Source organism: Sphingomonas beigongshangi (assembly GCF_016820445.1).
GTDB classification, from domain to species: Bacteria; Pseudomonadota; Alphaproteobacteria; order Sphingomonadales; family Sphingomonadaceae; genus Sphingomonas; species Sphingomonas beigongshangi.
In genome coordinates this window covers 1-7,158 of sequence record NZ_JADHDT010000015.1, presented here as the reverse complement: position 1 = coordinate 7,158, position 7,158 = coordinate 1, and the positions used below count along the sequence as shown (strand labels likewise).

Below are 7,158 nucleotides of genomic sequence, written 5' to 3'. Positions count from 1 at the left end.
CGCGCTGCGCCCGGTCGAGCGCGACACCGATTTCACCGCCAGATGGTAGATCGCCATCGATGCGCCTGCCTTCTCCAACGTGGTCCAGCGGCGTTGCGCTGGTCGGGGTGTGGGGCGGAGGCCCCGCTGTCGCATCGCGACATGGGTGCAGGGTATCCCTGCCGCACGCATTACGCAGTAATGCTAAAGTGCGCCCTTGTCTCCTACCGTCGTCTCGGGTGGCTTCGTTCGTTGGTTTGCGCTATGGTCGCTTCGTATTCGTACTTTCACGCGGAGAAGGTATGGCGGCACCGACACCCGAAGCCATCGAACAGGCCCGCAAGCGAGTCGACCAGGCCAAGGCCCGTCTCGACGCGCTCAATGCCCGTGTCGCTGCCGAAGGTCGCCGCCTCGACACCCGCCGCAAGATCATCCTGGGCGGGCTGCTCATCGACGCCGCCACCAAAGACAAGCGGTTCGCCGGCATCGTCTCCGAGCTGACCCACCGCATCAGCCGGGATCAGGACAGAAAACCGTTCGACGGATGGTCGCTGCCCGGGGAGGATCGCTGATGGACCGGGACCGCGACGACGACCCCCGCCGCCTGCTCGAACAGGCCCGCCAGCTCCACGAGTCCGGACGCGGAAGGGGAATGGCTCGTGGCGGGAGCCGAACCGATCCCCCGGCCGACAAGTTCGATCCCGCCGAGTTCGACACGCCCCCCGATCCGCCGCCTTCTGCGGCCGGCCGTGCGCGCGGTGCCGCCGACACCGCCCAGGCGCAAAGCTTCTTCTCTCACCTCGATACCAACATCCAACGCATCCTCGCCGGCTTCGGCACCCTGCGCGACCTGGTGTCCGACGTGCGTGCCAGCCTTGCCGATGCCGCCGCCAGGGACGCCCAGCGCGCTGAGGACGAGGAAGCCCGCGACAAGGCCATAGCGGCCCGCCTGGTCGATCCTGCCGCCCTGGAGGCCCGTGCGGAGGCCGGAGCGCGTCGTGGGGCCACGGACGGCCTTGCCGGGGCGGGAGAGGCCCTGCGGCGTCGGATCGATGCTGACACGGCCGCGCACGCCGCCCTGGCCGATCGTCTCGCGACCGATGCCGCCGATCGCCGCGCCTATGAACAGCGCCGGCGCCGTTGGGACAGGTGGTGGAACGGTGCGCTCGCCGGTTTCGCCCTGCTGGTCCCGATCGCCGGGGGTTACGGCTACTACCTGGGTAACGGGGCCGGCGATGCGCAAGGCTACGCCCGCGCCCGTGATGAAACGGCTGCGGCGAGCTGGGCCAACACCACCAACGGCAAGCTCGCCCGCCGCATTGATCAGGCCAGCGAACAGACCATCCCCGCCATCGCCGCCTGCCCCAAGGATCATGGCTGGAAGCGCGAGAAGCGCGACGGGGCATACTGGTGCTTCGGCGCGAACCCTGATGCCAAATCCTACACCGGGTGGTTGCTGCCATGAGCCTCAATGATCGCACCCGCACCTGGCAGCTCATCATGACCGGACATGATCTCCGGCACGTCACGCTCGACACCCAGGCGGACATGGCGCGGCTGCTCGACCTCGATCCCTCCATCTCGCACCTGACGCTCGAAATCGGCGACGTGTCCGTTCACGTCGCCCGCGACTGGCCCAGCGACCAGTACGAGGAAGCCGGCTGCCTGATCGATCGCATCGCCGCCTCGGGCGTGTCCGCGATCGTCGTCCACGATCGCAACGGCAAACCGCCTCGCCGTGTGACGACCGGCGAATGATGGCACGATGCCCTCGCCCCGACTCCTTTCTCGCCAAGCCTTCGGCCGATAGGCCGCTCCTGTGACGGCGTAGCCGGCACGCATCATTGGCGTATCGGCCGAAGGCCGATTCCGCTTGTCATCATGCAACGCCAACCTCGCGCGCCCGCGATGATTCTAGATTCTATTGATTCTATGATTCAGGGGTTTCTTACCGCTTGATTCACATAGGAAAAATGGCTCGACCTACGACAAATGGGGTGCCCAGTTACGACAAATGGGGTGAGCACCTACGACAAATGGGGTGCCCAGTTACGACGGATCGGGTGCCATCATGAGGAATGGGGTGGTCCATGCGATCTATGACATTGACGTTGATCTTATGTCGTAACTGACTAAGCTTGTGCCGTGCCCGACGACCTTCCTATCGGCCGCACGATGAAGGCGGCTTCCACGATCTCGGTTCGTGACGGTCATGCCATCGTCAAAGCTGGCGAGTTCATCGAAGCACGGTTCGGCGCAGGTACGTCACCCTCTTTGGCGGCCCGCAAGACACTGGCCCTTCTAATCGCCAAAGCTGCCGGCGAAGCGTGGCGACCGGGATCGCACGTCATCGCTAAGCGCGATCTGCGAGGCACCCACAACGCCAATGATCGGATCCAGGACACCCTTGATGAGCTGATGGATGTGAAGTTCCAAATGCCTTCGACCTCGGCGCAAGGGCGTGCGGCGACGCTCACCGCTGCTCTGCTCGCCTGGACGCTCAACGAACATGCGGAAGACGGCCGGGCCACCGTCGAGTGGGAGTTCACGGCACCGGCCAGGGCAATCCTGCAGGGGAGCGATTACTACGCTCGCCTCAACCGGGCGGCTCTGCTCGCCTTCCGGTCGAAGTATGCGATCACCCTCTATGAGATGGGTTGCCTGCTGGCTGGACGGCGTAGCCCCACATGGTCCGGAACGGTCGATGAGCTGCGGGAGCGGCTTGGCGCACCCTCTAATTCGATGCCCAACTTCTCCGATTTCCGACGTCTGGTGCTGACACCTGGCAAAGCCGAAATCGATCAGCTCGCCGCCTTCACGATGGATTGGTCGGAAAAGCGCGGAGCGCGGGGCAAGATCACCCACGTCACCCTAACCTTCACCCCTAAAGACGACGACGCCACCGACGCCGCGGCCGATGAGGCAGGACGCCATAGCAGCGGTCGAAAAGCCCGCCGGGAAGGGACGACAGAAACCATTGTCGACACCACTAGCCTCATCGCCTCGGCGGCTTCTCGGCTATCGGTTTCTGACACCCTGCGCTGGCCGGCCGACGATCAAGTGGACGAGTTCAAGACCCCGGAGCTTCATGCGATCGGAATGGCCCTAGGCGGTGGTCACTCCGTACAGCGACTGGCGGATCAGTATACCCGCGTGCGCCCCGAACAGCGCCGTAGACTGGTAGGGGACGCTCTCAAGGCAGACTGGACGAAATGGGTTACGGGGTGTGCCACCAAGTGGGGCCGGGTCTGACCGTTTCGCCATCTGACCGTTTCTGCTAACGGTTAGCGGATCATGTTTTGAAACGATCCGCAACAGGAACCGATAAGATGGCTTACACCCTCGGAGAAGCCGCAAAGGCGACGGGTATCAGCAAGGCTTCCATATCACGCGCCATCAATAGCGGTCGGATTTCTGCGATAAAGAAGGATGACGGTTCTTTCTCGATCGAGCCGGTCGAACTGCACCGGGTATACCCCCCCAAGTCAGCCGCACCAGTAACCGAAACGCCTTCTGAAACGCTACGCAACGGTAATGATGACACCCGTAACGGGTCGGATTCCAACGTGTTGCAGGCTCGTCTTGATGCTGCCTTGGAACAGTTGCGCGATCGGGACGGCACGATCGATGATCTCCGCCGTCGCCTCGATCAATCGGACGAAGAACGGCGTGAGGCTCAAGCCCGAGTGATCGGACTGCTGGCCGGACCCGGCCCCACGGAATCCAAGCGAGGGTTTTTCGGTCGCCTGTTCGGCCGCACTGACGAAGGGTAGCGCAATCGTCACCCCTGCCGTCGCGACAGCCGGGATATCGTGGCCTGATCGACCCCGAGTAGGACCGCGACGGTGCGCTGCGTGTCGCCCCTGGCGAGCCGCTGTAGCGCCTCGGCCTGCTGGTGGGGGGTGAGGGCAGCGCGCCGGCCGAACTTCACTCCACGGGCCTTCGCCTGGTCGCGGCCGGCTCCGGTGCGCTCCACGATCCGCTGGCGCTCCCAGCTCGCCGCGATCCCCAGGACGGCGATGACGACCTCGGCGAACTGCGAAGTGGTGTCCACCATCGGCTCCGCGATCGAGCGGAAGCCAGCCCCTGCCTCCTTCACCGCATGGAGGATGTTCAACAGGTCACGGGTGTTGCGCGCTAGGCGATCGGTGGCAGTCACGATCAGCACGTCGCCGGCATCGAGCGCGCCGATCGCGCGCTTGAGCTTCGACCGCTCGGCCGACGCGGCGCTGGCCTTCTCCTGGTAGACCTTGGCGCAACCGGCAGCGAGGAGCTGGGCGACCTGTGGGGCCAGGTCCTGGCCGGCCGAGGAGACGCGTGCATAGCCGTAGATCATGCGATCATTGTGCATCGGATATATGCATCACGGAAGCGCCCAGATTTCCGCCGTTCTCGACGCGATGCAGAACCTATGAGTTTTGCATCACATCACGCCTTGATCCCCGGCGTCGGACTGAGCAATCGCCCTGTTTCCTCGCGATACTTGATCCCAAAAAATGCGTCGCGGTCGGCTGGGCTACCGATCCTAAATTTCGTTTCGTCATCAACCTTGGAGTAGATTGGATCAAGCGGAAAAGGCGTGTCAGCCCGGAAGTTCTTTTGGCATCGAACAATCAAGGCTTCATATTCCGCCATCTGCTGCTGCGCCATTGTAAGACTGTCTTTTCGGCTGGGTGGCTCCAATCCCGAAATTACCTTTGAGATATGGATTAAGCTCTGATGGATTTTGTAGGTGAGTGCGCCGGCGACATGAATACGCAATGCCTTCACGTCCTCACTCTTGTAAGCATCTGGACCACGGTGAAGGATAATTAGGAGATAATTGGCAAATGCCATCTTGGACGCTGCCATGTCCAAAAACGGGGCCATGTCAGATCGATCTTTCGGAGACGCTTTGGGCATCCGATCGATCATCGAAGATCGCAGGAAAGCCTCCCACTGACGGGCACACTCGTCGAAACGGATGGCAACGACTGCCTGTCCCTCATCTTTCCGATTTGCTGCTAGATTCTCCCGCGTAATGGTGGGTGCGGCTGGCTTGACCTCTGCGGTTCGGACCCAGCGGAACGCGAGCCAACCGATCAATATCAGCAGCGGCGGCACGAGATTGATGACGGCAAACTGCCCGCCATCGTAGTTATAACTCCAGTCGGTCACATAGCCCCACGCCTGCACAGCGGCGATCCAAAGCACCGAACCTGCTACAAATGCGCGGAAACGACGATTGCGATAGAACGTCGCAACGACAGGACGACGACGCCGCAACGCCAAGAAAGCGACAAGCCCCAACACATAAACGATGGTCCAGACTACGCCGATGCCAGGTGGAGTATTGCTGTTGCTCAGCACCAGCACGACTAGAAATCCCGGCAACCATGCGATTCCGTATGGGGTGAAGCCTTCGCCGTCGCCTCCGCGCATGGAGCGGACGGTGAACCACAGGTAAGGGATTGCGCCAATGGCGACCCAAACCATCAGCAGCACGCCCCATGCTTCAGCCTGTCTCATGGGCACTCCTAGTATCTACAGGTGGCGAGTCGCATCCATGCGCTGATGCAGGATGCGGATGACGGCGATGCCATAGCTGGTCGGCCGGAAGTAAATGACGTGCTGCTCGACGCCGCGCCGTCGATAGCCTGGCCGGATGTTGGCGCAGCCCTGCGCCTGCTGCGGTGCTTCGGCCAAATCGGCGCAAGCGGCTTCGATGAGGTCGGTGTAGCGCATTGCTTGGGACAAATCCCAATGCGTCACGGTATAGTCGAAGATCACATCGAGGTCGCGCTGCGCCCTCGGGCTGAGCCGGTATTCAGCCATGCTGCTCGGCTTTGCGCCGCTTGAACGCGGCGAAGTCGAACAGTTCCGGCTCGCCGCTCTGCTCGCCCTCGATCAGCGCCTGACGGATACTCTCCATTTCAAGGCCCCGCTCCTGCTCACGCCGGATGAGGTCGCGGATCGCCTCGCTGTCGTTGGTGTAACTGCCGGCGTCGATCTGCGCGGCAATCCACGCATTTTGCTGCTCGGTAAGGGTGATCGTCTTGCGCACGGTCGCCATAGCGGCCTCCACGTTGCTCATACTATTGGTGCTATTTAGCACATACCGCCAATCAAGCGAATACTTCTGCTAGCGCCCGAACCCGATATCGCGGTCGTGTTGTCGGTCCCGCTGCCGATCGCGCTCGATCTGCGGTTGATCCAGCTCGGGGCCGGTCTGTTCGCGGCGGGGTGACTGGTCGAGTGCCGGCAACCCGTCGAACCCGTCGCCGGCGCTGGTCTGCAATCCCGACCGCATCGCCCGCGCCGCACCTTGGACCAGACTCGACATGCCCTGCATCGCCAGCTCGGCCCGCTCGCGGAGCTGGTGGGACCATTCCCGTATCCGCTCCTGGCCGCGCTCGATGTAGAAGCCCAATCCCCGCTTCTCCATGATCGCTTCGTTCATCTGCCCGCGCGGGGTGACGGCGTGCGGCTCCTCGCCGGCTGCGATCTGCTCGCGTTCGGCGCGGCGCTCGATCGCGGCCGACGCATGGCCCATCTTCACGGTCGGCTCGATATCCAGCCCCTGACGCTCATAGCTGCGGTGATCGACCCGCTCGGCCACCTGGGCGAGTTCCAGCGCGTCGTTGACCATCCCCGCCCACCGCTCGCGGATCGCCTCCACCTCCACCGAGGCCGACGTGCGCACGTCGAGCTGGCGCGTCTTCGCCCCCAGCCCGTCCGGCCCGACCTCTCGCGTCGTCGTCATGACGTGGGCGTGGTGGTTGCGATCGTCGCCGTAATCATGCGGGGCATGGATCGCCGCATCCACGGCCACCCCGTAGCGGTCGCGGATATCCTCCGCGAAAGCACGAACCAGGTCGCGGCGCTGGCCAGCGTCCAGCTCGGCCGGTAGCCCCAGCTCGTATTCTCGCGCCACCTTGGCGTCCTTGCGCTTCTCCGCCGCCTCGGCCGCGTTCCACAGCGCCGATCGGTCCTGCGCCCACTCCGCGCCTTCCGGCGCGACGATAAACGCATCCTCGACGCCGCCCCGCCGCGTGTAATCGTGGACCAGGCCGTCGCGCTCGTTTTCGAGGGCCACGCCGGCACGATACGCGACCGCCGCGACCGCGCTGCGCCCGGTCGAGCGCGACACCGATTTCACCGCCAGATGGTAGATCGCCATCGATGCGCCTGCCTTCTCCA

General features: G+C 63.5%; 10 protein-coding genes. 5 read left to right on the top strand and 5 right to left on the bottom strand.

The features are described 5' to 3' along the window. Positions 1 to 281: 281 nt before the first annotated feature. From IQ292_RS17435 to IQ292_RS17415, 5 genes are all read left to right on the top strand, one after another. Positions 282 to 551 (top strand): mobilization protein, encoded by a 270-nt coding sequence (locus IQ292_RS17435; protein WP_203311584.1) that lies wholly within the window; start codon positions 282 to 284, stop codon positions 549 to 551. After that, positions 551 to 1,444: a hypothetical protein gene (locus tag IQ292_RS17430; protein ID WP_203311583.1), complete on the top strand. Its 894-nt coding sequence runs from the start codon at positions 551 to 553 to the stop codon at positions 1,442 to 1,444. Before IQ292_RS17435 ends, IQ292_RS17430 begins: the two co-directional genes overlap by 1 nt. Then, entirely contained in the window at positions 1,441 to 1,737 is a 297-nt protein-coding gene (locus tag IQ292_RS17425) for a hypothetical protein (protein WP_203311582.1), read from the top strand. The genes IQ292_RS17430 and IQ292_RS17425 overlap by 4 nt, the downstream gene beginning before the upstream one ends. A 387-nt stretch (positions 1,738 to 2,124) precedes the next feature. Continuing rightward, positions 2,125 to 3,231 (top strand): replication initiation protein, encoded by a 1,107-nt coding sequence (locus IQ292_RS17420; protein WP_338057656.1) that lies wholly within the window; start codon positions 2,125 to 2,127, stop codon positions 3,229 to 3,231. A 77-nt stretch (positions 3,232 to 3,308) separates the two neighbouring features. After that, positions 3,309 to 3,752: a MerR family transcriptional regulator gene (locus IQ292_RS17415; protein ID WP_203311581.1), complete on the top strand. Its 444-nt coding sequence runs from the start codon at positions 3,309 to 3,311 to the stop codon at positions 3,750 to 3,752. An 8-nt stretch (positions 3,753 to 3,760) separates the two neighbouring features. Here the strand turns inward: IQ292_RS17415 and IQ292_RS17410 are convergent, their stop codons facing one another. The 5 genes from IQ292_RS17410 to mobQ all read right to left on the bottom strand — a co-directional run. Further along, positions 3,761 to 4,315 (bottom strand): recombinase family protein, encoded by a 555-nt coding sequence (locus IQ292_RS17410; protein ID WP_203311580.1) that lies wholly within the window; start codon positions 4,313 to 4,315, stop codon positions 3,761 to 3,763. Between the two features lie 92 nt (positions 4,316 to 4,407). Next, complete coding sequence (locus IQ292_RS17405; protein WP_203311579.1) at positions 4,408 to 5,487, bottom strand: hypothetical protein; 1,080 nt, start codon at positions 5,485 to 5,487, stop codon at positions 4,408 to 4,410. Between the two features lie 15 nt (positions 5,488 to 5,502). Next, positions 5,503 to 5,793 carry a type II toxin-antitoxin system RelE/ParE family toxin gene (locus tag IQ292_RS17400; RefSeq protein ID WP_203311578.1) on the bottom strand — a complete coding sequence of 97 codons (291 nt, stop codon included), beginning with the start codon at positions 5,791 to 5,793 and terminating at the stop codon, positions 5,503 to 5,505. Next, on the bottom strand, positions 5,786 to 6,031 hold the full coding sequence (locus IQ292_RS17395) for a type II toxin-antitoxin system ParD family antitoxin (RefSeq protein ID WP_021224656.1): 246 nt from the start codon (positions 6,029 to 6,031) through the stop codon (positions 5,786 to 5,788). Before IQ292_RS17395 ends, IQ292_RS17400 begins: the two co-directional genes overlap by 8 nt. 69 nt (positions 6,032 to 6,100) lie before the next feature. Next, positions 6,101 to 7,158 (bottom strand): MobQ family relaxase (gene mobQ / locus IQ292_RS17390; protein WP_238941229.1); only part of this gene is annotated, 1,058 nt, incomplete at its 5' end.

Bases quoted from the DNA above. Each gene is read 5' to 3' on its own strand.
- IQ292_RS17435 (WP_203311584.1), top strand. From the start codon at position 282: ATGGCGGCACCGACACCCGAAGCCATCGAACAGGCCCGCAAGCGAGTC.
- IQ292_RS17400 (WP_203311578.1), bottom strand. From the start codon at position 5,793: ATGGCTGAATACCGGCTCAGCCCGAGGGCGCAGCGCGACCTCGATGTG.
- IQ292_RS17395 (WP_021224656.1), bottom strand. From the start codon at position 6,031: ATGGCGACCGTGCGCAAGACGATCACCCTTACCGAGCAGCAAAATGCG.
- IQ292_RS17405 (WP_203311579.1), bottom strand. From the start codon at position 5,487: ATGAGACAGGCTGAAGCATGGGGCGTGCTGCTGATGGTTTGGGTCGCC.
- IQ292_RS17410 (WP_203311580.1), bottom strand. From the start codon at position 4,315: ATGATCTACGGCTATGCACGCGTCTCCTCGGCCGGCCAGGACCTGGCC.
- IQ292_RS17430 (WP_203311583.1), top strand. From the start codon at position 551: ATGGACCGGGACCGCGACGACGACCCCCGCCGCCTGCTCGAACAGGCC.
- IQ292_RS17425 (WP_203311582.1), top strand. From the start codon at position 1,441: ATGAGCCTCAATGATCGCACCCGCACCTGGCAGCTCATCATGACCGGA.
- IQ292_RS17415 (WP_203311581.1), top strand. From the start codon at position 3,309: ATGGCTTACACCCTCGGAGAAGCCGCAAAGGCGACGGGTATCAGCAAG.